Consider the following 25,160-nt stretch of genomic DNA (forward strand, 5'->3'; position numbering starts at 1 on the left):
AGCTCGGCGCTCAGTGGGTGCGGCATGGATCCTCGGCTCAAGGCCGAGGATGACGACGGAGAGGTAGGGGGCATGGTGACCACGGAGAGGCGCGCGGCTTTGGCCTGCAACCGAAACGCCCGCGATATCGCGGGCGTCTGGTAGGGTCGAGACAAGTTCTCTTATTTGGCCAGCCGTTTTGGTCGCCGGTAGATCAGCCAGTAGATGCCGCCCACCAGCAGCGATCCGCCCACCCAGTTGCCGAGCGTGACGACGAAAAGGTTCATGGCTATTCCACTGAGCGGGATCGGTGCGGTATGACCGGCGACAATCGCCTGAAAGCTCTCCGCCCCGCCATAGTGGATCAGCAGGCCGATGGTGAAATAATACATGTTGGCGACGCAGTGTTCGAACCCGGCGGCAACGAAGGCCGTCACCGGAAACACGATCGCCAGAATGCGGTCGGTGGCGCTGCGGCCCGCGAGTGTCAGCCAGACGGCGAGGCAGACGAGAATGTTACAAAGAATGCCGAGAGAAAAGGCTTCCAGCGGCGGCAGTGCGGATTTCGCCTCGGCATAATGCAATGCTGCGATGCCGATTGCGCCGCCGCCGAACTTGTAATGGCCGGACAGGAAGACGAGCACGGCCACACCGGCGGCGCCGATGAAATTGCCGATCCAGACAAGGATCCAGACTTTTATCATCTTGATGGTGCTGATGCGTTTACTGGCCCAGGCCATCACCATCAGCATATCGCCGGTGAAAAGCTGGGCGCCGCCGATCAGCACCAGAACCAGACCGAGCGAAAAGCTGAAACCGGCGAGCAGACGGGTAACGCCATAGGGCAGAATGCCATCGGCGCCCGATGCGACCGTGGTCGCGAACATCGCGCCGAGGCCGATGAAGGCACCGGCGAGGATCGCCAGTGCCAGAAGCGTGATGGTGTCGCTTTTGCTTTTCTTGACACCCATTTCCTCGGCCTCGACCGCAATTTCATGCGGTGCGAGGATAAGGCCTGCATCAAGCCCGCGAATGGCGGATTTGGTTTCCTTCAGGCTTTCGTCCTGATGATCGAGCGCGCTCATGCGTTGACTGCACTCTTTAGCGGTTTCTCATCGATCATTTTCGGGGCATCCGCCTGGATGGCGGTCAGCGCGATCGTGAAGACGATGTCATCGACAAGAGCGCCGCGCGACAGATCGTTGACCGGCTTGCGCAGGCCCTGCAACATCGGGCCGACCGAGACGACATCGGCGGAGCGCTGCACGGCCTTATAGGTCGTGTTGCCGGTGTTGAGATCCGGGAAGACAAAAACATTGGCGCGGCCCGCGACCGGGCTTTCCGGTGCCTTGGAGCGGCCGACGCTTTCGACGCTTGCCGCATCATACTGGATCGGGCCGTCGATCAGCAGATCGGGGTTCTTGGCGCGGGCGATCTGGGTTGCTTCACGCACCTTGTCGACATCGCCGCCGGTACCGGAAGCGCCGGTCGAATAGGAGATCATCGCGACGCGCGGATCGATGCCGAAGGCGCGGGCGGTGTCGGACGATTGCAGCGCGATTTCGGCTAGTTGTTCGGCTGTGGGGTTCGGATTGATGGCGCAGTCGCCGTAAACGAGAACCTGGTCGGGCATCAGCATGAAGAAGACGGACGAGACGATGCTCTGGCCCGGTTCGGTCTTGATCAGCTGCAAGGCAGGGCGAACGGTGCTTGCCGTGGTGTGGACGGCGCCGGAAACGAGGCCGTCGACTTCACCGATCGCCAGCATCATCGTGCCGAGCACGACCGTATCTTCCAGCTGCGCCATCGCCTGCGGAGGTGTCATGCCTTTCGACTTGCGCAACTCGACCATGGCATCGACGTAATTTGCGCGAACGCTCTGCGGATCGACGATTTCGAGATCGGCGGGCAGATCGAGTTTCTGGGCACGGGCCATGGCGTGGATGGTTTCCGGATTGCCGAGCAGCACGCAGCGTGCGATGCGCTTGCGGTGGCAGATGACGGCGGCCTGCAATGTGCGCGGCTCTTCACCTTCCGGCAGCACGATGCGCTTGTTGGCGCGGCGGGAGAACTCAATCAATTGGTTGCGGAAACGTGGCGGCGACAGGCGTGCCTCATGCGGCTTGCCGATCTTCTGGCGCAGCGAACGGGTGTCGATATGTTCGGCGATGAACTCGATCACCTGTTCCATATGGCCACCATCGTCGCGGCTGACATGGTAGCTCAGATGCGACAGGCGCGAGGCGGTGGCATAGGTATCGTCCTGCGTCGACAGGATCGGCAGGGTGTTGTGGCCGGCGGAGGTGATCAGATCGGCGATCGACGGGGCAAGCTGGGCGCCGCAGGTCAACAGAATGCCGGCGATCGGGATGCCGCGTTCATGCGCAAGGGCGGTGGCAAGCGCGACGTCGCTGCGATCGCCGGGCATGACGACGAGTGTCATCGGTAGCAGGCGGTCGATCATGTTTTCGACGGAACGTGCGACAACGACGATTTCGCGGACACGCACGGCATCGAGATCGCCGCCCTGTTCCACCTGAAGGTCGAGCGAGGAAACGAGATCGGAAAGGCGCGGCGCATTGAGGCTGGGGCGGTAGGGGATGGCGCCGATGATTTCGCTGTCACCCATTTCCGCCGCCGTCAGCGCGTCGGTCAGGGCCTGGCGATTGGCCTTTTCCGGCAGTTTGTTGACCAGAAGGCCGGCAAACTGGCGGTTTGCCTCGCGCATGTACTGGCGGCGTGCGAGTGCCACGGCATCGGTCAGTCGCTTGCCGTCATTGTCGGTGCCGTTGATGACGGGCACCACTTCGGCGCCGAGGCTGCGGGCGATCTCGACATTCAGCCGCTGTGCAATCTGCAGATCGGCAAACGGAATGAGGCCTTCAACGACAACCACGTCATGATCGGCGCGCACGGCCTCGGTCATGGTGGCGACCTCTTCCAGCAGCAGATCGAGCTCTCCCTTGCGCAGCAGATCTTCCGCATAGGTGAAGGCAATCGGATCGGGGGCCTCGGTCAGGCACAAGGTGCGGGCAAAATGGCTGGAGGTTTCCGTCGCTCTCATGGAGGAACCCGGATGTTCGCCCGCCGTCGGTTGCGCGATCGGCTTGACGAAGCCGACCTTCAGGCCGTCACGCTGGAGTGCGCGAACAAAACCGAGTGCGACCGAGGTGAGGCCGACGTCTTGCGCCAGTGGCGCCAGGAAAATGACACGTGCCGTCATGAATTTTGGCCTTTCAATATGTCTCTTCGTTCCGGCATGGCCGGGAAATTGTTGGGCTGCAGACGCCCTCGCATCATAAGTTGCGGGCGCTGCGACTGTGTGAAACGCGGGGTTCAGCCAGCCTTGCGGATGTCCTGGCCAATGTAGGGGCGGGCCTCGTTGGCGATGGCCCATTCCTCATTTGTGGCGATCACGGCGGCTGCCGGGCCGGCGGCCGTAGCGCTGATGACGCCGCAACGGCCGCCGAACATGCCGCCATTGGCGTTTTCGTCCAGCTTGATGCCGAGGGCTGCCAGCCGCGCGATGGTTTTGGCACGGACGAAAGAGGAGTTTTCGCCGATGCCGCCGGTGAAGACCACCGCATCGAGACGCGGCAGCGAGGTGGCAAGACCGCCGATATACCGGGCGAGGCGATGAACCATGACTTCCATGGCAAGGATCGCGCCTTCATGACCTTCGGCGGCTGCACTTTCGAGCGTGCGGCAATCGTTGGACAGGCCGGAGAGGCCGAGAAGTCCACTCTTGCGGTTCAAAAGCGTGTCGAGATCGTCGATCGACTGCTTGTCCTGACGGGCGATATGGAAAATCGCGCCGGGATCGATATCACCGGAGCGGGTGCCCATGACGAGGCCTTCAAGCGGTGTCAGGCCCATCGAGGTGTCGACGCTTTCGCCGTTGAGAACGGCCGTGGCGGACGAGCCGTTGCCGAGATGGGCGATGACGAGGCCGTGGTCCTTCGGGTCAAGACCGAGCAGGTCGACCGCTTCCTTCGCAACAAAACCGTGGCTGGTGCCGTGAAAGCCGTAACGGCGAACGCCAGCGTCACGGTATTCCTGCGGGATCGCGTATGTGTGGGCCGATTGCGGAATAGTCATGTGGAAGGATGTGTCGAACACGGCGACATGCGGCACCCAGCCCAGCACTTCCATGGCAACCTTGACGCCGAGCACATTGGCCGGATTGTGCAGCGGCGCGAGGTAAGACAGCGCATCGATTTCGGCGAGAACCTCGGCATCGAGGCGGGTGGCTTTCACGAACCGGTCGCCGCCATGGACGATCCGGTGGCCGACGGCGCCGATGGCATCGAGCAGGCCACGTTCCTGCAGGTCCGCCATCAACCGACGCAGTGCCGTATCATGGCTGCCGCCGTCGAGCGCAATGGTTACCTTGGCATCGTTCTCCTTGAGGATCAGCCGGCTTTCCGGCTGGCCGAGATTTTCCGCCAGGCCCGACAGAATGGCGGCCCGATCAGTGCCGGCAAACAGGCTGAACTTCAGCGACGAACTGCCGCAATTGATAACCAGTACATGCGTACGAGCTTCGGCCATGCAAAATTTCCTTGTCAAATAATCTCTTGGTCTGTGGAAACGACGAGGCGGCCTCGATGGATGTGAGATGTTGGCCGCCGGGCTTTTTTCAAGCGTCTGTCAGGCTGCAGCGACGGTGAGCGCCGCACCGAAGGCGGCGTCGGCCATCTGTTGGTCGATCAGAAAGCCATCCAGTTCGACAAAACCCACACTGTCTTCGACATCCAGCGCGGCGATGGCATGCATCGCATCGAACGCGGGCTGCTCCGCTGCATTCAAGGGAGGGGAGGCCGACAACGCGGTCATGGGCATGGCCCATCGCCAGTCCAGAAAAGCTTCGGGAACTGTTTCACTTGCGGCGCTGTCTTCGAAAACGTCGCAGTCGTCTGTCGGTTGGCAATATGCGGCGCCCGGAAGGCAGGGGTCGGTCAAAAAAGGCCGGTCGGAAGAAGGGATGCCCATCTGTCTGTCTCTTTCAAAGGCACGTGGTCAAGGCTCCTCCCCACCACAGCTTGACGCCGAAACGTCCTGCCGTGTGCTTCGTTCGTGACGTTAGCGTCGTGGCCGGCACGGGCATTGATCACGATCAACGGCTCCCTCCCGCCGTCAGGCCGAATGGTATCACGTTCCCCGTAATCAACAAATTAATATGAGTATAAAAATCATGTTTATTCGTTCGCGCATGATCGGCACACCGCATTGCTGATGCCGCAGAACGGTCTTGTCGGTCTGCCGGTACGGCTGTTGCAAAGCCGGTATGAAACTATTCCGTTTTTGTTGTGCCCGTCGGGGTTTCGCTCAAGTAGGGTTGCACCGAAATCGAGACTGGAACCCACCCGATGAGCAGCGAAAATCGCGTGCGCCTGCGTGCGCTCGGCATTTCTGTCGGCCATTATGACACCGGTGCGCTGAACGCGATCACCGATGTCGCAGGCGTTGCTGTAGGCCATGTGACCTGCGTCGAGGGTGAGCGGACACGCACCGGCGCTACGGCTATTTTGCCGCATGGGGGCAACGTCTTTCAGGACAAGGTTCCGGCAGCGCTTGCCGTTTTCAATGGCTTTGGAAAGTTTGCCGGCTCGACGCAGATCGTTGAACTCGGTGAAATCGAGACACCGGTTCTGCTGACCAACACGCTGGGCGTTGGTCGTGCCATCGAGGCGATCAACCGCCATACGCTGGCGCAGACCGGTAACGAGCGCGTTGTTTCGCTCAACGCCGTTGTTGGGGAAACCAACGATTCTCGTCTGAACGATATCCGCGCCGGGCGGCCTACCGTAGATGAAATGTCGCAGGCATTGGCTGCCGCCAAGACCGGCGCGGTCGAAGAAGGCGCAGTTGGCGCCGGTACCGGGACTGTGGCGTTTGGCCTCAAGGGCGGGATCGGCACGAGTTCTCGTGTCGTGTCGGTTGCCGGTGTGCCCTATTCGGTCGGTGTATTGGTGCAGTCGAACTATGGCGGTAAGCTCACTGTAGCCGGCAAGCCCTACGAAGCGGAAGGCGCGCATGACAAGGATGGCTCGATCGTGATGATCGTCGCGACCGATGCGCCGCTATGCTCGCGCAATCTGAAACGCCTTGCCGAGCGCTGTTTTGGCGGTTTGGCGCGCACGGGTGCCGCACTCAGCAATGGTTCGGGCGATTACGCGCTGGCCTTTTCCACGGCCGAGGACGTGCGTCGCACGACGGAGCGCCGCAAGGCGGTCGCTGCCTATCCGGTTCTTTCCAACGATGTCGTTTCGCCGCTGTTCGAAGCTGTGATCGAAGCCAGCGAAGAGGCCATCATCAACTCGATGACGATGGCGACGACCACGCACGGTTATAACGCCGGCACCGACAAACCCTCGACCATCAATGCCATTTCGCTCGACGCCTTGAAGCGCCGCTGATTCTTTAAGACTGGAGTTCTTTATGCCTGCCGCAACGCCCCGCATCGTTTATCTGAACGGTGCCTTCCTGCCCGAAAACGAAGCGCATATCTCGATCTTCGATCGCGGGTTCCTGTTCGGCGACGGTATCTATGAAGTGACGGCGGTGCTGGATGGCAAGCTGATCGACAGCCCGCTGCACATGACGCGCCTGGAGCGCAGCGTGCGCGAAATCGGTGGCCATCTGCCGATCTCGACCGACGAAATCGTTGCCATAGAAAAGCGTCTCGTCGAGGAAAACAAACTCACCGAAGGCGTGATCTACCTGCAATATACGCGCGGTGCCGAGGATCGTAATTTCCTCTATTCGGAGAACCTTGAGCCGACGCTGCTTCTGTTCACGCAGGAAAAGACGCTGGAACATGTCGCGGCCGTCGAAAAAGGCCTCAAGGTCAAGGTTGTGCCGGACCAGCGCTGGGAACGCCGCGACATCAAGACCGTGTGTCTGCTGCCGCAGGTTCTGGCCAAGCGCATCGCCAAGGCCGAAGGTTGCGACGAAGCGTGGATGGTGGAAGACGGTTTCGTTACCGAAGGCGCATCGTCGACGGCTTATATCATTACCCATGACGACAAGATCGTCACCCGTGGCAATGGCACGGCCATCCTGCCGGGCTGCACGCGTCTCGCCGTTCTGGATCTCGCCCGCGAACAGGGACTGACCATCGAGGAGCGCCCGTTCACGGTGGAAGAAGCGATGGCAGCGCGCGAAGCCTGCCTGACCAGCGCCTCCAACTTCATCGTGCCGATCACCTTTATCGACGGCAAGCCGGTCGGTGATGGCAAGCCGGGTGGGATGTTTACGCGCCTGCGCACGCTTTACATGGACAATGCCCGCCGCACCGCGGTCTGATTTTAACAGTTACCGGATCGCTCCTTAAAACAATCCCCGTTTGGAGCGGGACGGAACTAGCCGGCGGCCACCAAAACGTCCCAGATTTTTCTGACGATGGGCCGCCGGTTTTCTCTTGAACGATAGAGGCGGATTTCGACCTCGATATCCCATTCACGATCGGCGGCGCGCACCAGTCGGCCATCTCCAAGTTCGGCCTTAACGAGGCTTTCCGGGATCCACGACAGCCCCCAGCCCGATGACACCATGGCTTTCAGCCCGACCGAATGGCTGCCGACATGGACCCGGTTGTCTGCGGGCAGGCGCGTCGCCAGCGTGCCGGCCATCAGCTGGCCGAAAAACGACGTTTTTTGATAGCTGACATGCGCGAAACCCGGCTCAACCCTGTGTTTCGGCTGGCCATTTTCATCCGGCGCACTGACGGGAACGATCGTTTCAGCCCCCAGCCTGTGGTATTCGAACTGCGGATCGAGCAGCATTGGCACATGCAGGTTCTGGTAGGTCAGCAGAAAATCGGAATCGCCGTCGATCAGCGAGTTGAGGTTTTCCTCCATGCTGCCGGAATCCGGTCGCATGTGGGAAACGAGCGGGCCAAGCTTTTCGCGCAGATCGGTCAGCCAGTCCGGGAAAAAGGTGAAGGATAGCGTGTGTAGCGCCGTCAGCGTCACGGTGCGGGCGTCATTGCCCTCTTCATGCTGGAGATTGCGGCGTGCCTGATAAAGACCTTGCAGTGTCTGTTCGGCAATCGGCACGAAACGTTTGCCGGCCTCCGTCAGCCGTGACGGGTAGGTGGCGCGGTCGATCAGGCTGGTGCCGACCCAGGCTTCCAGCTGCCGGATACGGCGGCTGAAGGCGGATTGGGTAACGTTGCGCTCGTCCGCCGCCTTGGAAAAATTCAGCGTCTGGGCCAGCGCCAGAAAATCCTCAAGCCATTTGACTTCCACCGAACACTCCAAAACAAAACCGGCTGCGGTTTGTCATTGGTCCGGTTGGCGGCAAAATGCAATCACGCGTCTCTGCTATATTCGATCATTCTTGCGCGAGACAGCACCAGTTCGAGACGGTTTTCGGCCAGAACATGCAGGCAGACACGCTTGGTCCACGGGCCATCCTTGAGAGTGAAGAGGAAGCGGCCGCCACCCAGTGCGCTCAACGGCATGCGGTGACGAACCGGCCCCACGCCCATGACAACGGCATCGCCATCGATCTCGAAATACGCCCCCTCATCGGAGAACCAGCGACCGGCAAGCGCGCTCGAAACGCCGGTGTTTACGGCCGGCAGGAATTTGCGTGCCGGATGACCGACCTGGCCAATAATTGCATCACCTTCCATCTTCAGGCGCATTGGCGACGAGGCGGAGAAGGAGGAGACGTAGCCGTCCTCGTCTTCGTAAGCCGTGTCATCGGCATCGAGCCAGGTGACCGTCGAACCCTTGACTTCGATCCAGAAGGGACCGGTTTCGGTGACGTAAAGGCCATCCGTCAGGGCCGGGGAGGCGACGGGAAGTGCGAGGTCGAGCAGGGCGGCCATGGCCTCCTGCACGATCTTGTTGCCATTGGTGTCTTCGCGGTTGGAAACGATGACGAAACCGCTTTGGCTTGCTTGATCGACGAGGAAATAGGTTTTGTAGCCCGGATGCGAGCCGCCATGGCCGGTGAAGGTGCGCCCGCCGAGGACAGTGCGGCGCAGACCGAGGCCGTAACCGCTTTCGGAGCCATCGGCCAGAGCGCGGGGAGCGGCGAGACCGTCGAGGATGCCTTCGAACGAGCCTTGACCGACGGTGAGGGCGCGCGCCCAGTTGGCTAGGCTGGTGGCGCTGCCGGTCATGCTGCCGGATGCGGAAATGTGCAGGCCAGCGGCGGACAACTGCCATTTTTCGCCGTCGTGCCAGTAACCGGGCACGAGACCGGCAACGGCATCGTTCCAGACATCAGGAGCGTCGAGGGTGGCATCGGCCTTCGCGCCGGCTTCGCGGATGAAATCGCGGAAGAACAGGCCTTTGCGCTCAAGTGCCGTTTCGACGAGGCGGTAGCCGGTGTTGGAATAGGAGACTTCAGTGCCTGCCTCGTAATTCAGACGGGTCTGGCGAGCCAGAAACTCCATCAGCGGGCCGGCCTTGGTTTCGGTGTAGACCGACAGGCCGAGCAGCGACAGGCATTCGCGGGTATCCGGCAGGCCTCCGCTCATGTCGAGTGCGCGACCGATGGTGACGCTTGCCATCGGCTCCTGCAATTCCGGCAGATGCTGGCCGAGCGCGTCGTCGAGCGAGATTGCTTCCGGATGGGATATCACCATGGCGCAGAAGGCGTGTTTGGTGACGGAGGCGTAACGCACGACCGTATCGGCGGAAAAGGGTGCCATGGTCGCGAGGCTCTCGACGCCGCCCGCTTCGGCGAAACGGATCCCATCGGCATCGAAGCCGATCACTGCGCCACCGGGTTGGTCAGTGCCCCATCCGGTCGTGAATTTCTTCACGGCGTTGCGTGCGGCTTCCCAATTGGCTGTGATCGACATTTCGCTTCTCCAAAAAATGCTCTTGAAACCGGACAGGGTCCGCCAACCGCACATGCAAAGACCCGAAACCGGTTCAGGGTTTCGGGTCTTTGCATGTGTGTCAGGCCGGTTCTTCGAGCTCCACGCTCAGGCTGCGCAATTCGCGCGTATGAGCGTGATTGACATTGCCGAGCCTCAAATCCTCGGCGGTCACCTGTTCGACCATGTGGCCATCGATCATCACGCCGACTTCGGTGCACAGATGCGCAATGACGCTGAGATTGTGGCTGACCATCACATAGGTGAGGTTTCGCTCCGCACGCAGATCAGCCAGGAGGTTCAGGATTTCCGCCTGAACCGAAACATCGAGCGCCGAGGTCGGTTCGTCGAGCAGCAGCACTTCGGGTTCTGCGATCAGCGCGCGGGCAATGGCCACGCGCTGGCGCTGGCCGCCGGACAGCTGGTGCGGATAGCGGAAGCGCGCCGTCTGCGGCAGGGCAACGGCGGACAGAACCTTGGCGATGCGGCCGTCGATATCATCCATGCCGTGTACGAGCGGCAGTTCCGACAGGATGCGGTCGATCGTCTGGCGCGGATGCAGCGAACCGTACGGGTCCTGAAACACCATCTGCACCTTGCGGAAGAAGGCCGGCGGGCGAAACAGCGGGGCGCCTTGCCCGGAAAAGGCAATCCGGCCCGACCAGTCATTGTTGAGGCCGGCCATGGCGCGAAGCACTGTGGACTTGCCCGAGCCGCTTTCGCCGACGATGCCAAAACTGGCGCCGTTCGCAACGTTGAAGGACACGCCCTTGACGACTTCCTTGTCACCGAAGGAGATGCGCAGATTGTCGATCTCGATGGTCATTTCAGCCACTCCGGATCACGGGTCAAGACAGGCAGGCGCTCCTTGGGATGGATCAGCGAGGGCATGCAGTTCAAAAGGCCGCGCGTATAAGGATGTTGCGCGGACAGAAGCTCGGATGCTTTCAGCTCTTCCATGACACGGCCGGAATACATGACGGCGACGCGGTCGCAGAAATGCGAGACCAGCGGCAGGTCGTGGCTGATGAGCAGAAGGCCCATGCCGCGTTCCGACACCAGTTCCTCGATCAGCCGCAGGATTTCCGCCTGCACCGTGGCATCGAGCGCCGAGGTCGGTTCGTCGGCGATCAGCAGTTCCGGATCCGGCGCCAGCATCATGGCGATCATGACGCGCTGGCCCATGCCGCCCGAGACCTCGTGCGGATAGGAGGCAGCTACCTTCTTCGGATCGCGGATTTTCACCATTTCCAGAAGGTTGACGGCGGCTTCCAGAGCCGCACGCTTGCTGCCGCCCTTGTGGGCGCGCCAGGATTCGGCCACCTGGCTACCGATCGTCTTTACCGGGTTAAGCGAATACTTTGGGTCCTGCAGGATGAAGCCGGCCCGCTTGCCGCGGATCGTGCGCATCTGCTTTTCCGACGCCGACAAGATGTCGATGCCATCGAATTCGAGTTTATCGGCTTCGATGCGGGTCTGCTTGGGCAGAAGCTTCATCAGGGCGCGGGCGGTGAGGCTCTTGCCCGATCCGCTTTCGCCGACAATGCCGAGCTTTTCGGTGCCGAGCGTCAGCGACACGCCCTTGACGGCGGGCGCAAAGCCGGTGCGGCTTTCAAAGCCGATATGCAGGTTGTTGATTTCGACTAGCATATCAGGCCGCCTTCGGATCGAGGACGTCGCGCAGGGCGTCGCCGAGGAAGTTGAAGGCGAGCGACACCATGAAGATCGCGATGCCGGGGATGGCGGCAACCCACCACTGTTCGAAGATGAAGCGCTTTGCCGTGGCGATCATCGCGCCCCATTCCGGCGACGGGGGCTGTGCGCCCATGCCGAGGAAGCCGAGCGAGGCGGCGGTGATGATGATCGACGACATGTCGAGCGTGACACGCACGATCAGTGTCGGCACGCAGAGCGGCATGATGTGGCGGAAGATGATGCGCCACGAGGAACCACCGGTCAGGCGATAGGCTGCGATGAAATCGCTGCCGCGAACGGTTAGCGTTTCGGCGCGGGCCATGCGGGCGTATGGCGGCCAGGCGGTGAGCGCGATCGCAAGCACGGCACTTTCGACACCCGGCTGCAACGCGGCCACGAAGGCGAGTGCGAGAACCAGACGCGGGAAGGCGAGAAAGATGTCGGTGAGGCGCATCAGCACCGTATCGACGACGCCGCCGAAATACCCGGCAATGCAACCGATGGCGAGACCGACCGGTGCGACCAGCACGACGACGGCAATGACCATGCCGAGCGTGACGCGGCCACCGTAAAGCAGGCGCGAAAAGATATCGCGGCCGAGCTCGTCGGTGCCGAACCAGTTGGCAGCACTTGGCGCGGCCAGTCGGTTGCCGAGTTCCTGCGCTGCGGGATCATGGGTCGCCAGCAGCGGTGCGAAGATGGCGATGGCGATGAAGATGGCGATGATGGTGAGGCCGATCATGCCGAGCGGATTGCCGCGCAGGTTCAGCCAGATACGGTACCAGTTGCCCCAGGCGGCCTGGCGGCGCGAGGACGGATTTTCGTCCAGCGCCCAGTTTCGGAAGGTGGCGATCATTATTGTACCCGTGGATCGAGGACGCGGTAGAGAATGTCCGCGATCAGGTTGAGGCCGACATAGATCAGGCCGATCAGCAATGTGGTGCCGACGACCGGGTTCATGTCCGCATTCATAAGCGAGACGGTCAGATACTGGCCGATGCCCGGCCACGAGAAGACCGTCTCGGTGACGACGGCGCCTTCGAGAAGACCGGCATAGGTGAGTGCCACGACCGTGACGAGCTGCACGGCAACTGTCGGGAAAGCATGGCCCCAGATGACGGTTGTCAGCGACAGACCTTTTGCACGCGCGGTGATGACGTATTCGCCCTTCAGCGCGTCGATCATGAAGGCGCGCGTCATGCGGGCGATATAGGCCATCGAGAAATAGGCAAGGATGATGACCGGCTGGGCCATATGGGCCAGCGCATCGAAGAAGGCATCGAAATCGCCGGCAATCAGCGTATCGATGGTCAAAATGCCGGTGACCGTGTCGATCATGCCGTCAAAGATGATGTCCTGACGGCCGGGGCCCGGCGCGATATCGAGCCAGGAATAGAAGATCAGAAGCGAGATCAGCGACAGCATGAAGACCGGCACGGAATGTCCGGCAAGGCAGACGACGCGGATGGCCTGATCGGTGAACGAGCCCTGACGGACGGCTGCCCAGACGCCGAGCGGAACGCCGATCAGAAGGGCCAGCAGCAGGGCCGCGGTGGCAAGCTCGAACGTCGCCGGGAAAAAGCGGACGATATCCTGCGCAACCGGGTTCTTGGTCAGAACCGACATGCCGAAATCGCCGTGGAAAAGCTGGTTCAGGTAATGAAGGAACTGCACCGGAATGGGCTGATCAAGGCCCATTTCGGCGCGAGCGCGAAGAATGACATCCTCCGGTGCATTGTCGCCGACGGCGGCAATGACCGGATCGACCGGCATGACCCGGCCGATGAGGAATGTCAGGACAGTCAAACCGAACAGCGTCAGGAGGACGCTGCTCAGTGTTGCTGCAAGGCTTTTGAAACGCTTGTTCACGACTTGGAAGTCTCGAGGTAGGTGTTGCCTTCAGACAGAACGCCGAGCTGGACGCCGCTGACGTTCTTGCGGCAGGCAGCGGTCTTGGTGTTCTGGAACATGATGGCGAACGGGCTGTTGTGCATGAATTCGCGCTGCAGGGCTTCGTAAAGCTCCAGGCGCTTGGCCGGGTCCTTTTCGTCGCGGGCAGCTTCAGCCTTTGCCGTCAGGTCGTCGTTCTTGAAGCTCGAGCGCCATGCGAACGGCTTCTTCTTGGCGTCGTCCGAATTGTCCTTGTTGATGCAGAACACTTCGGCGTTGGAGTTCGGATCGAAATAGTCCGTGCCCCATGCGGACAGCGCCATTTCGTGGCCGCGGGCGCGCATCTTGGTGAGAACCTGACGGTTTTCCGCCGACTGCAGTTTTACACGGATACCGATTTCGCCGAGGTTTGCCTGGATCGCCTGGGCGAGGTCCGGGTAAGGCTGTGCGGAGTAATGGTCGAGCGTCACGTCGAAACCATCTGCGAGGCCGGCTTCGGCCATCAGCGCCTTGGCCTTCTCGACGTCCTTCTTGAACGGCGTGTCGGTGACCGTGCCCGGGAAACCGGCCGGTTCCATGCTCTGGTGAACGGCGTGCGTCAGCGGCACGATGTTCTTCTGCATGCCTTCGTAATCAAGCGCCCACTTGACCGCTTCCCAGACCTGCGGCTTGGCAAGGTTGGCATTGTTCTGGTTGAGCGAGATCAGCATCAGCGAAGCGATCTGCTTGCGAACCAGAACGACGTTCTCGTCGGACTGAAGGGCCTTCAGCTGTTCCGAAGTCAGATCGCGGGCGATATCGACGTCGCCCTTCTGCAGCATCAGCATCTGCGAAGACGGATCGACCACGTGGCGCACGATGACGCGCTTCAGGTTGCCCTTGTAAGGACCATTTTCGTTGAGCGTCAGCGCGATGCTTTCCGAAGCCTTCCAGGCCTGCAGCTTGAACGGGCCGGAACCGGCGCTGTTCTTCTGCAGCCAGGCGTTGCCGAGGTCGCCATTGGCTTCGTTTTCGAGGACGGTCTTCTTTTCGACGATGGCGCCGATGTTCGCCGACAGGCAGAACAGCAGGAAGGAGATGGCGGTCGGGGTTTCGGTCGTCAGCGTGACGGTCTTTTCGTCCTTGGCGACGATGCGGGCTTCGACGTTTTCAGCGGTGAAGCCGAACTGGTTGATGATGAAGGCCGGGCTCTTGTTCATCTTGATGGCGCGCTGCAGCGAGAACGCAACGTCCTCGGCGGTGACGGCGGCGCCGGAAGCGAACTTCTGGTCGGAAAGCTTGAAGGTGAAGACCTTGTTGTCGGCATCGGCTTCCCAGGAAGCGGCGATGACCGGGGTCACTTCATTGGGGTTGTCGCTATTGGCACGCACCAGCTTCTGGTACATGTTGCTGATCATCTCGCCGCCGACGGCCTCAAAACCCTCATGCGGGTCAAGGCTGGTCATGTTGTCGAGCTGCTGTGCAACGACCAGAATGTCCTTCGGCGTGGCCGCAAAGGCGGTTTCGGCCAATTCTAGATAGGAAAGGAACGGAACGGCTGCGCCGCCGATCAGAAAGTTGCGTCTTGATACCATTGCTTTATTCCCCTTGATGCGCCGCCCCTGGGATTTAAGGGGTGGCAAGTTTTTGCCGCAATTCGACGGCGGTCTTAACAGTGCGTTTACAGACCGACCAATTCCATTTTTCGAATGGGTTATGCGTGGATTGCATTTGCGGCTTGTGCGCCGCCTACTTAACGATAACCCAAACTTCAAGCCCCTGGCAGGACACTTCAGAAAATGTTCAACAATTTGCTCCCGATCTTCGATGGCCATAACGACGTGCTGCTGCGTCTGAGACGCGACGGCGGTGCTGACCCGGTCAAGCGTTTCCTTGAAGGCGAGGATGTCGGGCATATCGATCTGCCGCGCGCCAAGGCAGGCGGTCTGGCAGGCGGTCTCTGCGCTATCTATGTGCCGTCGCCGAGCATGACGAAGGATGCCAACGGCGATTACCCGACGCCAACGCAGCCCGATGCGATCAACGAAACGCTGGCGATGGCGCGGCTTCTGTTCGAAATCGAGGCGCGTTCTGAAGGTGGGGTGACGGTGTGCCGCACGGCCGATGACATCCGTCGCTCGATTGAAACCGGCAGTTTTGCCGCCGTTTTCCACATCGAGGGCGCGGAAGCTGTCGCCGCTGACCTCGATGCGCTTCATGTCCTGCATCAGGCGGGTCTGCGCACACTCGGTCCGGTCTGGTCCCGACCGAACGTTTTTGCCTACGGTGTGCCGTTCCGTTACCCGTCAACGCCGGATATCGGTCCGGGTCTCACCGAAGCCGGCGGTGATCTGATCCGCGCCTGCAACGAGCTAAAGATCATGGTCGACCTGTCGCACATGAACGAAGCCGGTTTCTGGGAAATCGCAAAACTTTCGAAGGCGCCGCTGGTCGCCTCGCATTCCAACGTGCATGCGCTGTGCAACCACAGCCGCAACCTGACCGACCGCCAGCTCGACGCCATTCGTGATACGGATGGGCTTGTCGGCATCAATTTCGGCGTGCTGTTTTTGCGTGACGACGGCGTCAAGGATGCCAACACAAGCCTCGACCTTCTGGTGCGCCATGTCGCCTATATTGCCGAACGCATCGGCATTGATCGTGTCGCACTTGGTTCCGATTTCGACGGCACGACCATTCCGGCGGAAATGAAGGATGCGGCCGGCCTGCCGAAGCTGGTGGAAGCGCTGCGCAAGCACGGCTTCAATGACGCGGAACTGAAGAAGATCGGCCACGAGAACTGGATTTCCGTTCTCGATCGCACTTGGGCGTGAGAAAGTTCAGTCGGCATCCGGCTTGAATGAAAGCTCGAACCGGTCCGCGAGAAAGCGTGTGCGCACGCTCTGGACCGGATTGCCTTCCATATCGATATCGACGGCATTGCTGATCAGCACGATGGCGTCGCTGGCGCATTGCAAAAGCTCGACATCGTTGGGTGATACGCGCTCGGCGGTGATGCGGGTCTCGCGCCGGCGATAGTCGCTGACGCCGGATTTTTGCAGTGCCTGGGTGATCGATCCGGTTTCCGCGTAAGCCGAAATGATGTCTGGAAAACGCTGTACCGAAAACAGTGAGGTGGAGCGCGACATCGGCATGCCGTCCACCACGGCCAGCCGCTCCAGCCGGTGCAGCGGCGCACCGACCGCCACATCCAGCAATGCCGCCTGCCGCGCATCGGCGGCCACACGTTCGGCGCCGATCAGCCGGCCTGACGGCTCGATCGACTGTTTCATCATGTTTTCGCGAAAACGCACCCGCTCGCCGATCGGATAGATGACGCGCGGCGGCTGTGCGTTCACAAACGTGCCGCGTCCGCGTTCTGCGCGCAAAAGGCCTTCGGTCGACAGAGCAGCAATCGCGCGGCGCACGGTATGGCGGTTGACGCCGTGGCGTTCGGCAAGCTCGACCTCGGGCGGAAGCTGTTTCGCGATGACGCCGGACGCGATGTCGGCGCGAATGGCGTCGGCGACGCGGCGCCAGCGGGAAATGCCGTCATCGAGGGCGTGCATGGGGAACTCCGAGAAAAATGCGAAATGTCATCAAGCTGTCACTGGTCAGGTTCTATAACCTCGATTAGATTAGTTGTCTACACAAATAGACAAATAGGTGCGACATGACAGCAGAAACAGCGAATGCGCGGAGAAAGCGGGCTCTGGATGCGATGGCGTCCATGCCAGCCAGCATGCTCCACGAACTTTACAATGAGAATACAGCGGGCGCGCCTGACGCCATTGCGGTGCGCGGCCCCGAAATCGGCGCCATCATGCTGCGCGGCCGTATCGGCGGAGGCGGTGCGCCGTTCAATCTCGGTGAGGCGAGTGTGACCCGCGCGACCGTGCGGCTGGACAGCGGCGAACTCGGTCATTCGATCGTGCTCGGTCGTGATGCCGGCAAGGCCCGCATGATCGCCCATCTCGATGCGCTGCGACAGCTGCCGGATTGGGTCGCCCGCGTCGAAAAATCGATTGTCGAGCCGGCTCTGGAGCATGCCCGCGAAGAGGCAAAACTTCAGGCCGAGGAAACGGAAGCGACACGCGTCGACTTCTTCACCATGGTGCGAGGAGAAGACTGATGAGCACTCCGAATGAGACCCGGGTTGAGCCTGCGTCCTCCGGCCATGTTTTCGAGGGCGGCTTTGCCGATCCTGTGATGGATTCTCAAGCCGTCTTCCGCCGCGTGATGAATGCGCTGGCTGAGCCAGGCACCATTGCCGATCTCGCCGGTTTCGTCTCTCCGCCGACACCCTTGTCGCAGGCGACGGCCGCAATCCTGCTAACGCTGGCGGATTACGATACGCCGGTCTGGTTTGCGAAGCCGGAAAACAATGACGACGCCATCGGCTGGATGTCGTTTCACACCGGCGCACCGCGCACGGCGGACGTTTTTCGTGCCAGTTTTGCCGTGCTGGAGAAAATGAGCCCCGTCGAGGCCTGGTCTTCCTTCCTGATCGGCACCAGCGATTACCCCGACCGTTCAACCACCCTGCTTCTGCCGGTCGAAAGCCTTGTCGGCGGTGAGCCTCTGAAGCTCACCGGTCCAGGCATCGAAACCCAAACGGTGATCGCTCCGGTCGGCCTGCCGGAGGGTTTTGTGGCCGTGATGGCGGAAAACCGCGCAGCCTATCCGCTTGGGCTGGATGTCTTGCTGGTCTGTGGCGGTGAAGCGATCGGCCTGCCGCGCACCACTCGTATCGAGGAGGCTTGAGCCATGTATGTTGCCGTCAAGGGCGGGGAAGCCGCCATCGCCAATGCCCACCGTCTTCTCGCCGATCGTCGTCGCGGTGACCGAAATGTTCCGGCGCTGACGCTTGCGCAGATCACCGGCCAGCTGGCGCTCGCTGTCGATCGTGTCATGGCCGAAGGCTCGCTTTACGATCCCGATCTCGCCGCCATGGCCGTGCGCCAGTCGCGTGGCGATATGATCGAGGCGATCTTTCTCTTGCGCGCCTACCGCACCACGCTGGCACGTTTCGGCAATTCGCGGCCGATCGATACAGCAAAAATGCGCATCGAACGCCGTGTTTCGGCCACCTACAAGGATATTCCGGGCGGCCAGCTTTTGGGCCCGACCTTCGATTACACCCACCGCCTGATCGATCCGGCGATGGCCGGTGACGAGCCGGTCGATGAACCGCTGTGCCGTGCCCGCGAGGATGAACGCCGTGCGCCTCGGGTCACCGATATTCTCAACGATGAAGGCCTGATCGAGCGCGATATCTTGTCCGACGATGAACCGGGCGACCTGACACGCGATCCGACCGCTTTTCCGGCGGATCGTGATGTTCGTTTGCAGGCGCTGGCGCGTGGCGACGAGGGTTTTCTGCTGTCGCTCGGTTATTCGACACAGCGCGGTTATGGCCGCACGCATCCGTTCGTCGGTGAAATCCGTATCGGTCTGGTCGATGTCGAGATCGATGTGCCGGAACTCGGTTTTGCCGTTTCGCTTGGGAGCGTCCGCGTCACCGAATGCCAGATGGTGTCGCAGTTCACCGGCGGCGGGCAAGAAGGGGCGAAGTTTACGCGCGGTTACGGCCTTGTTTTCGGCCAGTCCGAACGCAAGGCGATGGCGATGAGCCTTGTCGACCGCGCCCTGCGTGCCGATGAATTCGATGAACAACGGCTGGCCCCGGCGCAGGACGAGGAATTCGTGCTCGCTCATTGCGACAACGTGCAGGCCACCGGTTTCGTCGAGCATCTGAAACTGCCGCATTACGTCGATTTCCAGGCCGAACTCGATCTGTTGCGCACGCTGAACGCGGCCAAGGCCAAAAACGATGAGATGAGGGAGGCCGCAGAATGACCCTTCCAGAATACAATTTCGCCTATCTGGACGAACAGACCAAGCGGATGATCCGCCGCGCTATCCTCAAGGGTATCGCCATTCCCGGTTATCAGGTGCCTTTCGCCTCTCGCGAAATGCCGATGCCTTATGGCTGGGGTACTGGCGGCGTGCAGGTGACGGCGGCGATCCTTGGTCCCGACGATGTGTTGAAGGTCATCGACCAGGGCGCCGACGACACAACCAATGCCGTCTCCATCCGCGCCTTTTTTGCCAAGACGGCCAATGTGGCGACGACGACGAAAACAGCGGATGCGACCGTCATCCAGACGCGTCACCGCATTCCCGAAGCGCCGCTTTCTGCCGGTCAGGTCATCGTCTATCAGGTGCCGATCCCCGAGCCCTTGCGTTTCCTCGAACCGCGCGAAACCGAAACCCGCGTCATGCACGGGTTGGAGGAATACGGCCTCATCCACGTAAAACTCTACGAGGATATCGCCCAGCACGGCCATATCGCCACGACCTATGCCTATCCGGTCAAGGTCGAGGATCGTTATGTCATGGACCCGTCGCCGATCCCGAAATTCGACAACCCGAAAATGAATGGTTCGCCGGCCTTGCAGCTGTTCGGTGCCGGTCGAGAAAAGCGCATCTATGCGCTGCCGCCCTTCACCAACGTCGTCAGCCTCGATTTCGAGGATCATCCGTTCGAAGTGCAGAAATTCAAACAGCCCTGCGCGCTCTGCAACGCCACCGGCGTCTATCTCGACGAAGTGGTGACCGATGATCGCGGCGGCCGCATGTATGTCTGCTCCGATACCGACCATTGCGAAACGCGCCGCGAGGAAGGCCATCATGGGCCGGGCCTGCCAATCTCCGGGGCGCAAACCGTCAAGGAGGACGCGGCATGACCTCTCCCATCCTTTCCGTGTCCAACCTTGAGCGACGTTACGGCGATTTCATCGGCTGCACCGACATTTCCTTCGATGTCTGGCCGGGCGAAGTGGTCGCCATCGTCGGTGAATCCGGCTCCGGCAAGACGACGCTGCTCAACTGCATCTCCGGTCGTCTGGATCGTTCCAGCGGCAGCATCCGTTACAACATGCGCGATGGCCGTTTCCCTGATCTGGCCGATCTGTCGGAAGCCGAACGTCGTTTCCTGATGCGCACCGACTGGGGTTTCGTGCACCAGAACCCGGCCGATGGTCTTCGCATGCGGGTGTCTGCCGGTGCCAATGTCGGCGAACGGCTGATGGCAATCGGCGACCGTCATTATGGCGAGATCCGCAACACTGCCACCGAATGGCTCGGCCGCGTGGAAATCGCCGGTGATCGTATCGATGACAAGCCGGTCGCCTTTTCCGGCGGCATGCGCCAGCGCCTGCAGATCGCCCGAAATCTCGTCACCCGTCCGCGCCTGATCTTCATGGACGAGCCGACCGGTGGTCTCGATGTGTCGGTTCAGGCGCGCGTGCTCGATCTGTTGCGCGGTCTGGTCAGCGATCTCGGGCTTGCGGTGGTGATCGTCACCCACGATCTGGCGGTTGCCCGTCTGCTGTCGCAGCGGATGATCGTCATGAAGACCGGCCGTATCGTCGAAACCGGTCTGACGGACCGCGTGCTCGATGATCCGCATCATCCTTATACCCAGCTTCTCGTCGCCTCGATCCTGGAGTCGTGATCATGAGTGTTTCATCCAACGAGACAGGCAACGCGCTGCTTTCCGTGCGACAGGTGGCAAAATCCTTCACCATGCATCTGCGTGATGGCGTCATCCTGCCTGTCGTCAACGATGTGAATTTCGAACTGTTTGCCGGGGAATGTGTCGTGCTCGGCGGCCCGTCCGGTGTCGGCAAATCGTCCATCCTGCGCATGGTCTATGGCAATTACGCCATCGACGGCGGCGAGATACTGATCCGTCGGAACCCAACCAGTGAACCGCGCGATCTCGGCGCAGGCGATCCGCGTCTCGTGCTCGATCTGCGGCGCGATTGCATCGGTTACGTCAGCCAGTTTTTGCGCGCAGTCCCGCGTGTGTCGGCGCTTGATATCGTTGCCGAACCGCTGGTCTCGCGTGGTGTCGATCGTACCGTTGCTGCGGAAAAGGCTGCCGACCTGCTACGCCGCCTGCATCTGCCGGAAGCGCTGTTCGACCTGCCGCCCGCCACTTTTTCCGGTGGTGAAAAGCAGCGCGTCAACATCGCCCGTGGTTTCATCACCGATCACCCGATCCTGCTGCTCGACGAGCCGACGGCGTCGCTCGATGCCGCCAATCGCGAAGTCGTTATCTCGATGATCCGCGAAAAGCTGGATGCCGGTACCGCCATCCTCGGCATCTTTCACGATCAACCGGTGCGCGATGCGGTGGCGACCCGCACTATCGATGTGTCCGCCTTTTCGGCACGGAGGGCCGCGTGATGCAGAAAAACCTTTCCGCCACCGTACCTTTCGTCGATCCGACGGCTGTCGTCACCGACAGCCAGCTTGGCCGTTACACCGAAGTCGCGGAACGCTCGCGCGTTACCGAAACAGTGCTCGGCGATTATTCCTATGTGCGTGAAGATTGCATGGTCTGGTGCGTGGACATCGGCAAGTTCGTCAATATCGCCGCTGCCGTGCGTCTCAATGCCACCAATCATCCGACCGAACGCGCGACGCTGCATCACTTCACTTATCGCGCCGGCGATTATTTCGACGGTGCCGACAACGAGGCTGACTTCTTCGCTGCCCGCCGCGCCAAGCGGGTGGTCATCGGCCACGACGTCTGGATCGGCCATGGCTCCACCGTGTTGCCCGGCGTAAAAGTCGGCAATGGCGCCGTCATCGGGGCAGGGGCCGTCGTCAGCCGTGATGTGGCGCCTTACACCATCGTCGGCGGTGTGCCGGCCAAGCTGATCCGCGAGCGTTTTGCTGCAGGAATAGGCGAGCGTATGGACGCGCTTGCATGGTGGGACTGGTCCCATGACCAGTTGTTTCAAGCATTGCAGGATTTCCGCGACCTGTCCGCAGAAGACTTTCTGGGGAAATACGCTGGCTGACACAGAAGTTTCATTCAAGTGTCGCTGAAACATCATCGAAACATCGTCAGAGTTTCTTGAAACCCGTTACTTCCAGGGGAAGAAGAATGTCCGCGATTACCGTTTCCAACCTGTCGAAAACGTTCGGCAAAAACCGCGCCCTCGACAAGGTGAGCCTCACCGTCGAGCGTGGCGAGATGGTTGCCCTGATCGGTGCCTCCGGCTCCGGCAAGTCGACTTTGATCCGTCATATTGCCGGCCTTGAAACGGCCGACAACAAGGGTGGTCGTATCGATGTGCTGGGTGACCTCTGTCAGGACGGCGGTCGCCTCAATCCACGCCTGAAGCGCGGTCGCATCTCGGTGATCTTTCAGCAGTTCAATCTGGTCGGTCGCCTGTCGGTGATGACCAATGTGCTGATCGGCCATCTCGGCCGCACACCGCGCTGGCGCGGCACGCTCGGCGTCTTCAACCGCGATGAAAAGCTGAAAGCCCATGCGGCTCTGGATCGTGTCGGCATTCCGCAGGTGTTTGCGCAGCGCTCCTCGACGCTCTCGGGCGGCCAGCAGCAGCGCGCCGCTATTGCCCGCACGCTGGTGCAGGAAGCGGAAATCCTGATCGCCGACGAGCCCATCTCGGCGCTTGACCCGTCGTCGGCGCGCCGCGTCATGGACGTGTTGTCGAGCATCAATTCCGAGGACGGCATCACCGTCGTCGTCTCCCTGCATCAGGTGGAATATGCGCGCCGCTATTGCCCGCGCACCATCGCCATGCGCGACGGCGCGGTCGTTTATGACGGTCCGTCGACAGCGCTTTCCAACGAATTCCTGGCCGAGCTTTATGGCGCGGCATCGGAAGAACTGGTCCTGCCGGATGCACCGGCCGGTCAAGCTGCTCCTGCCGCTGCTGCCGCGGAGCGAGAACGTCCTCGGGCCGAGCTGGAGCTCGCCTGATCACTCTTTGAAAACTCGGAGAACCACGATGAACGCTCTACTGAAAAGCATGGCGGCGATGTCCGTCGTCTTCACCATGAGTTCGGCAGCCTTTGCGGCCGACACGATCAATTTTGGCATCATTTCGACCGAATCTCAGCAGAACCTGAAAACCAGCTGGCAGCCGCTGCTCGACGCCATGAAGGAAAAGACCGGCCTCGACGTCAAGCCGTTCTTCGCTTCGGACTATGCCGGCATCATCGAAGGCATGCGCTTCAACAAGGTGCAGATGGCCTGGTACGGCAACAAGTCGGCCATGGAAGCCGTGGACCGCGCCGACGGCGAAGTGTTCGTACAGAGCGTCGCCGCCACAGGTGAGCCGGGCTACTGGTCGGTCGTCATCGTTCCCAAGGACAGCCCGATCCAGAACATCGATCAGGTCCTGAAGTGCGACCAGTCGATGAACTTTGGTCTCGGCGACCCGAACTCGACCTCCGGTTTCCTCGTTCCGATGACCTTCGTGTTCTCCAAGAACAATATCGACCCGAAGAAGTGCTTCAAGAACGTCACCAACGCCAACCACGAAACCAATGCCATGGCTGTTGCCAACAAGCAGGTTGATGCTGCTGCCAACAACACCGAGAGCATGGCGCTGATCAAGCAGAACAACCCGAAGGCTTTCGACAACATCCGCGAAATCTGGCGTTCGCCGCTGATCCCGGCTGACCCGATCGTATGGCGCAAGGATCTGTCGGAAGAAAACAAGACCAAGATCCGCGACTTCTTCCTGACCTACGGCACAGACAAGTCGAAGGGCAATGTCGAGGAAGAAAAGAAGATCCTCGCCGGCCTGAAATGGGCACCGTTCCGCGCCTCCAGCGATGCGCAGCTGCTGCCGATCCGCGTCATGGAACTGACCAAGTCGATCAGCCAGACGCAGGGCGACGCCAAGCTGGACGCGAGCGCCAAGGAAGCCAAGATCAAGGACCTGACGGCGCAGAAGACCAAGTTCGAAGCCGAACTCGCCAAGGTCAGCACCAACTGATCTGCCGGTTGATGTGAACGATCATGGGGCAGGCCTTCGGGCCTGCCTCTCTTCCCGCACGGACCCCCTACAAGAGTGACGCGACGATGACCACCAATACCGCCACGGCCAAGCCGCTTCCCAAACAACCAGGCAGTTCGCGCAACGGTCTGATGCTGCTGGCGGTGGTCGCAGCGCTCGCCTATAGCTGGGGCCCGGCCGAGATGGGCCGCTTCACCTATCTCTTTACCGATGCCGGCAATATGGCCGAATATGCCAGCGGCTTTCTCAAACCGGATTTCAGTGAATGGCGGTTTTATCTCGAAGAAATGGTCGTCACCGTGCAGATCGCGCTGTGGGGCACATTTCTCGCCGTCGTCTTTTCCATTCCGCTCGGCATCCTGTCGGCGCATAACATGGCGCCATGGTGGGTGAACCAGCCCGTCCGGCGCCTGATGGACATGTTCCGCGCCATCCATGAGGTGGTATTCGCCGTTCTCTTCGTCGTGGCCGTCGGGCTCGGTCCGTTCGCAGGTGTGATGGCGCTCTTCATCCACACGACCGGTACGCTGTCGAAACTGTTTTCGGAGGCCGTCGAAGCCATCGATCCGCGTCCGGTCGAGGCCATCCGCACCACCGGTGCCTCGCGCGTGCAACAGGTTCTGTTCGGCGTCATCCCGCAGGTTCTGCCGCTGTGGATCTCGCTGTCGCTCTACCGCCTGGAATCCAACATCCGCTCCGCCACAGTGCTCGGCGTCATCGGTGCCGGCGGTATCGGCCAGGTCCTGTTCGAAAGCATTCGCGGTTTCTATTACCCGCAGGCCTCGGCCATGCTCATCATCGTCATCATCACCGTCAGCCTGATGGACCTTCTGTCCCAGCAGCTGCGCAAGCTGGTGATCTGACTTTTCCGCATTCTTTTCCTTGAGCGTTTCGAAAACGCTCCGTAAGCTGTGAATCACATC

At 60.9% G+C, this 25,160-nt stretch carries 25 protein-coding genes; 13 read left to right on the top strand and 12 right to left on the bottom strand.

Features of this window, described 5'->3' with window-relative positions:
• Positions 1 to 161: 161 nt before the first annotated feature.
• The 4 genes from GAO09_RS09370 to GAO09_RS29630 form a co-directional block, all read right to left on the bottom strand.
• Complete coding sequence (locus GAO09_RS09370; RefSeq protein WP_153353752.1) at positions 162 to 1,064, bottom strand: formate/nitrite transporter family protein; 903 nt, start codon at positions 1,062 to 1,064, stop codon at positions 162 to 164.
• On the bottom strand, positions 1,061 to 3,202 hold the full coding sequence (pta, locus tag GAO09_RS09375) for a phosphate acetyltransferase (protein WP_153353753.1): 2,142 nt from the start codon (positions 3,200 to 3,202) through the stop codon (positions 1,061 to 1,063). The genes GAO09_RS09370 and pta overlap by 4 nt, the downstream gene beginning before the upstream one ends.
• Positions 3,203 to 3,315: 113 nt before the next feature.
• Positions 3,316 to 4,530 carry an acetate/propionate family kinase gene (locus tag GAO09_RS09380; RefSeq protein WP_153353754.1) on the bottom strand — a complete coding sequence of 405 codons (1,215 nt, stop codon included), beginning with the start codon at positions 4,528 to 4,530 and terminating at the stop codon, positions 3,316 to 3,318.
• A 99-nt stretch (positions 4,531 to 4,629) separates the two neighbouring features.
• On the bottom strand, positions 4,630 to 4,971 hold the full coding sequence (locus tag GAO09_RS29630) for a hypothetical protein (RefSeq protein ID WP_209018669.1): 342 nt from the start codon (positions 4,969 to 4,971) through the stop codon (positions 4,630 to 4,632).
• A gap of 377 nt (positions 4,972 to 5,348) precedes the next feature.
• Here GAO09_RS29630 and GAO09_RS09390 point away from each other — a divergent pair, with 377 nt between their 5' ends.
• On the top strand, positions 5,349 to 6,398 hold the full coding sequence (locus GAO09_RS09390; protein WP_153353756.1) for a DmpA family aminopeptidase: 1,050 nt from the start codon (positions 5,349 to 5,351) through the stop codon (positions 6,396 to 6,398).
• Between the two features lie 22 nt (positions 6,399 to 6,420).
• Positions 6,421 to 7,287, top strand: coding sequence for a D-amino-acid transaminase (locus GAO09_RS09395; protein ID WP_153353757.1), 867 nt, complete (start codon positions 6,421 to 6,423; stop codon positions 7,285 to 7,287).
• 56 nt (positions 7,288 to 7,343) lie between these two features.
• On the opposite strand, the gene GAO09_RS09400 is transcribed toward GAO09_RS09395, so the two are convergent.
• The 7 genes from GAO09_RS09400 to GAO09_RS09430 form a co-directional block, all read right to left on the bottom strand.
• Positions 7,344 to 8,231: a LysR family transcriptional regulator gene (locus GAO09_RS09400; RefSeq protein ID WP_324184831.1), complete on the bottom strand. Its 888-nt coding sequence runs from the start codon at positions 8,229 to 8,231 to the stop codon at positions 7,344 to 7,346.
• Positions 8,232 to 8,293: 62 nt separating this feature from the next.
• Entirely contained in the window at positions 8,294 to 9,802 is a 1,509-nt protein-coding gene (locus GAO09_RS09405) for a serine hydrolase domain-containing protein (RefSeq protein WP_153353759.1), read from the bottom strand.
• A 100-nt stretch (positions 9,803 to 9,902) separates the two neighbouring features.
• Positions 9,903 to 10,646, bottom strand: coding sequence for an ABC transporter ATP-binding protein (locus tag GAO09_RS09410; protein WP_153353760.1), 744 nt, complete (start codon positions 10,644 to 10,646; stop codon positions 9,903 to 9,905).
• Positions 10,643 to 11,470, bottom strand: a complete 828-nt coding sequence (locus tag GAO09_RS09415) for an ABC transporter ATP-binding protein (protein WP_153353761.1) — start codon at positions 11,468 to 11,470, stop codon at positions 10,643 to 10,645. Before GAO09_RS09415 ends, GAO09_RS09410 begins: the two co-directional genes overlap by 4 nt.
• A gap of 1 nt (position 11,471) precedes the next feature.
• Positions 11,472 to 12,374 (bottom strand): ABC transporter permease, encoded by a 903-nt coding sequence (locus GAO09_RS09420; protein ID WP_324184924.1) that lies wholly within the window; start codon positions 12,372 to 12,374, stop codon positions 11,472 to 11,474.
• On the bottom strand, positions 12,371 to 13,384 hold the full coding sequence (locus GAO09_RS09425; RefSeq protein WP_324184830.1) for an ABC transporter permease: 1,014 nt from the start codon (positions 13,382 to 13,384) through the stop codon (positions 12,371 to 12,373). Before GAO09_RS09425 ends, GAO09_RS09420 begins: the two co-directional genes overlap by 4 nt.
• Positions 13,381 to 14,979: an ABC transporter substrate-binding protein gene (locus GAO09_RS09430; RefSeq protein WP_153353763.1), complete on the bottom strand. Its 1,599-nt coding sequence runs from the start codon at positions 14,977 to 14,979 to the stop codon at positions 13,381 to 13,383. The genes GAO09_RS09425 and GAO09_RS09430 overlap by 4 nt, the downstream gene beginning before the upstream one ends.
• Positions 14,980 to 15,183: 204 nt before the next feature.
• Between GAO09_RS09430 and GAO09_RS09435 the strand changes: the two genes are divergently transcribed.
• Positions 15,184 to 16,218 carry a dipeptidase gene (locus GAO09_RS09435; RefSeq protein ID WP_153353764.1) on the top strand — a complete coding sequence of 345 codons (1,035 nt, stop codon included), beginning with the start codon at positions 15,184 to 15,186 and terminating at the stop codon, positions 16,216 to 16,218.
• 6 nt (positions 16,219 to 16,224) lie between these two features.
• On the opposite strand, the gene phnF is transcribed toward GAO09_RS09435, so the two are convergent.
• Positions 16,225 to 16,953, bottom strand: a complete 729-nt coding sequence (gene phnF, locus GAO09_RS09440) for a phosphonate metabolism transcriptional regulator PhnF (RefSeq protein ID WP_153353765.1) — start codon at positions 16,951 to 16,953, stop codon at positions 16,225 to 16,227.
• A gap of 152 nt (positions 16,954 to 17,105) precedes the next feature.
• Between phnF and phnG the strand changes: the two genes are divergently transcribed.
• The 10 genes from phnG (at position 17,106) to phnE (ending at position 25,100) form a co-directional block, all read left to right on the top strand.
• Positions 17,106 to 17,516: a phosphonate C-P lyase system protein PhnG gene (gene phnG, locus GAO09_RS09445; RefSeq protein WP_410767888.1), complete on the top strand. Its 411-nt coding sequence runs from the start codon at positions 17,106 to 17,108 to the stop codon at positions 17,514 to 17,516.
• Entirely contained in the window at positions 17,516 to 18,148 is a 633-nt protein-coding gene (gene phnH, locus GAO09_RS09450) for a phosphonate C-P lyase system protein PhnH (protein ID WP_153353767.1), read from the top strand. Before phnG ends, phnH begins: the two co-directional genes overlap by 1 nt.
• A 3-nt stretch (positions 18,149 to 18,151) precedes the next feature.
• A complete protein-coding gene (locus tag GAO09_RS09455) occupies positions 18,152 to 19,243 on the top strand; it encodes a carbon-phosphorus lyase complex subunit (protein ID WP_153353768.1) in 1,092 nt (363 codons plus the stop codon).
• Positions 19,240 to 20,133 (top strand): alpha-D-ribose 1-methylphosphonate 5-phosphate C-P-lyase PhnJ, encoded by an 894-nt coding sequence (locus tag GAO09_RS09460; protein ID WP_153353769.1) that lies wholly within the window; start codon positions 19,240 to 19,242, stop codon positions 20,131 to 20,133. Before GAO09_RS09455 ends, GAO09_RS09460 begins: the two co-directional genes overlap by 4 nt.
• Positions 20,130 to 20,903, top strand: a complete 774-nt coding sequence (phnK, locus tag GAO09_RS09465; protein ID WP_153353770.1) for a phosphonate C-P lyase system protein PhnK — start codon at positions 20,130 to 20,132, stop codon at positions 20,901 to 20,903. Before GAO09_RS09460 ends, phnK begins: the two co-directional genes overlap by 4 nt.
• A gap of 2 nt (positions 20,904 to 20,905) precedes the next feature.
• Positions 20,906 to 21,640 carry a phosphonate C-P lyase system protein PhnL gene (gene phnL / locus GAO09_RS09470; RefSeq protein WP_153353771.1) on the top strand — a complete coding sequence of 245 codons (735 nt, stop codon included), beginning with the start codon at positions 20,906 to 20,908 and terminating at the stop codon, positions 21,638 to 21,640.
• Positions 21,640 to 22,260, top strand: a complete 621-nt coding sequence (locus GAO09_RS09475) for a DapH/DapD/GlmU-related protein (protein WP_153353900.1) — start codon at positions 21,640 to 21,642, stop codon at positions 22,258 to 22,260. The genes phnL and GAO09_RS09475 overlap by 1 nt, the downstream gene beginning before the upstream one ends.
• 86 nt (positions 22,261 to 22,346) lie before the next feature.
• Positions 22,347 to 23,192 carry a phosphonate ABC transporter ATP-binding protein gene (gene phnC / locus GAO09_RS09480; RefSeq protein ID WP_153353772.1) on the top strand — a complete coding sequence of 282 codons (846 nt, stop codon included), beginning with the start codon at positions 22,347 to 22,349 and terminating at the stop codon, positions 23,190 to 23,192.
• A 28-nt stretch (positions 23,193 to 23,220) separates the two neighbouring features.
• Entirely contained in the window at positions 23,221 to 24,216 is a 996-nt protein-coding gene (gene phnD, locus GAO09_RS09485; protein ID WP_153353773.1) for a phosphonate ABC transporter substrate-binding protein, read from the top strand.
• Positions 24,217 to 24,302: 86 nt separating this feature from the next.
• Positions 24,303 to 25,100 (top strand): phosphonate ABC transporter, permease protein PhnE, encoded by a 798-nt coding sequence (gene phnE / locus GAO09_RS09490; protein ID WP_153353774.1) that lies wholly within the window; start codon positions 24,303 to 24,305, stop codon positions 25,098 to 25,100.
• The last annotated feature ends 60 nt before the right edge of the window (positions 25,101 to 25,160 follow it).

The sequence above is a fragment of the Endobacterium cereale genome, from assembly GCF_009617585.1.
In the GTDB taxonomy this organism is placed as follows: Bacteria; Pseudomonadota; Alphaproteobacteria; order Rhizobiales; family Rhizobiaceae; genus Neorhizobium; species Neorhizobium cereale.

Bases quoted from the DNA above. Each gene is read 5' to 3' on its own strand.
- GAO09_RS09475 (WP_153353900.1), top strand. From the start codon at position 21,640: ATGCAGAAAAACCTTTCCGCCACCGTACCTTTCGTCGATCCGACGGCT.
- GAO09_RS09370 (WP_153353752.1), bottom strand. From the start codon at position 1,064: ATGAGCGCGCTCGATCATCAGGACGAAAGCCTGAAGGAAACCAAATCC.
- phnE (WP_153353774.1), top strand. From the start codon at position 24,303: ATGACCACCAATACCGCCACGGCCAAGCCGCTTCCCAAACAACCAGGC.
- phnH (WP_153353767.1), top strand. From the start codon at position 17,516: ATGAGCACTCCGAATGAGACCCGGGTTGAGCCTGCGTCCTCCGGCCAT.
- GAO09_RS09410 (WP_153353760.1), bottom strand. From the start codon at position 10,646: ATGACCATCGAGATCGACAATCTGCGCATCTCCTTCGGTGACAAGGAA.
- phnG (WP_410767888.1), top strand. From the start codon at position 17,106: ATGGCGTCCATGCCAGCCAGCATGCTCCACGAACTTTACAATGAGAAT.
- phnD (WP_153353773.1), top strand. From the start codon at position 23,221: ATGAACGCTCTACTGAAAAGCATGGCGGCGATGTCCGTCGTCTTCACC.
- phnC (WP_153353772.1), top strand. From the start codon at position 22,347: ATGTCCGCGATTACCGTTTCCAACCTGTCGAAAACGTTCGGCAAAAAC.
- GAO09_RS09405 (WP_153353759.1), bottom strand. From the start codon at position 9,802: ATGTCGATCACAGCCAATTGGGAAGCCGCACGCAACGCCGTGAAGAAA.
- pta (WP_153353753.1), bottom strand. From the start codon at position 3,202: ATGACGGCACGTGTCATTTTCCTGGCGCCACTGGCGCAAGACGTCGGC.
- GAO09_RS09380 (WP_153353754.1), bottom strand. From the start codon at position 4,530: ATGGCCGAAGCTCGTACGCATGTACTGGTTATCAATTGCGGCAGTTCG.
- GAO09_RS09395 (WP_153353757.1), top strand. From the start codon at position 6,421: ATGCCTGCCGCAACGCCCCGCATCGTTTATCTGAACGGTGCCTTCCTG.
- GAO09_RS09415 (WP_153353761.1), bottom strand. From the start codon at position 11,470: ATGCTAGTCGAAATCAACAACCTGCATATCGGCTTTGAAAGCCGCACC.
- GAO09_RS29630 (WP_209018669.1), bottom strand. From the start codon at position 4,971: ATGGGCATCCCTTCTTCCGACCGGCCTTTTTTGACCGACCCCTGCCTT.
- GAO09_RS09455 (WP_153353768.1), top strand. From the start codon at position 18,152: ATGTATGTTGCCGTCAAGGGCGGGGAAGCCGCCATCGCCAATGCCCAC.
- GAO09_RS09390 (WP_153353756.1), top strand. From the start codon at position 5,349: ATGAGCAGCGAAAATCGCGTGCGCCTGCGTGCGCTCGGCATTTCTGTC.
- GAO09_RS09435 (WP_153353764.1), top strand. From the start codon at position 15,184: ATGTTCAACAATTTGCTCCCGATCTTCGATGGCCATAACGACGTGCTG.
- GAO09_RS09430 (WP_153353763.1), bottom strand. From the start codon at position 14,979: ATGGTATCAAGACGCAACTTTCTGATCGGCGGCGCAGCCGTTCCGTTC.
- phnK (WP_153353770.1), top strand. From the start codon at position 20,130: ATGACCTCTCCCATCCTTTCCGTGTCCAACCTTGAGCGACGTTACGGC.
- phnF (WP_153353765.1), bottom strand. From the start codon at position 16,953: ATGCACGCCCTCGATGACGGCATTTCCCGCTGGCGCCGCGTCGCCGAC.
- GAO09_RS09460 (WP_153353769.1), top strand. From the start codon at position 19,240: ATGACCCTTCCAGAATACAATTTCGCCTATCTGGACGAACAGACCAAG.
- phnL (WP_153353771.1), top strand. From the start codon at position 20,906: ATGAGTGTTTCATCCAACGAGACAGGCAACGCGCTGCTTTCCGTGCGA.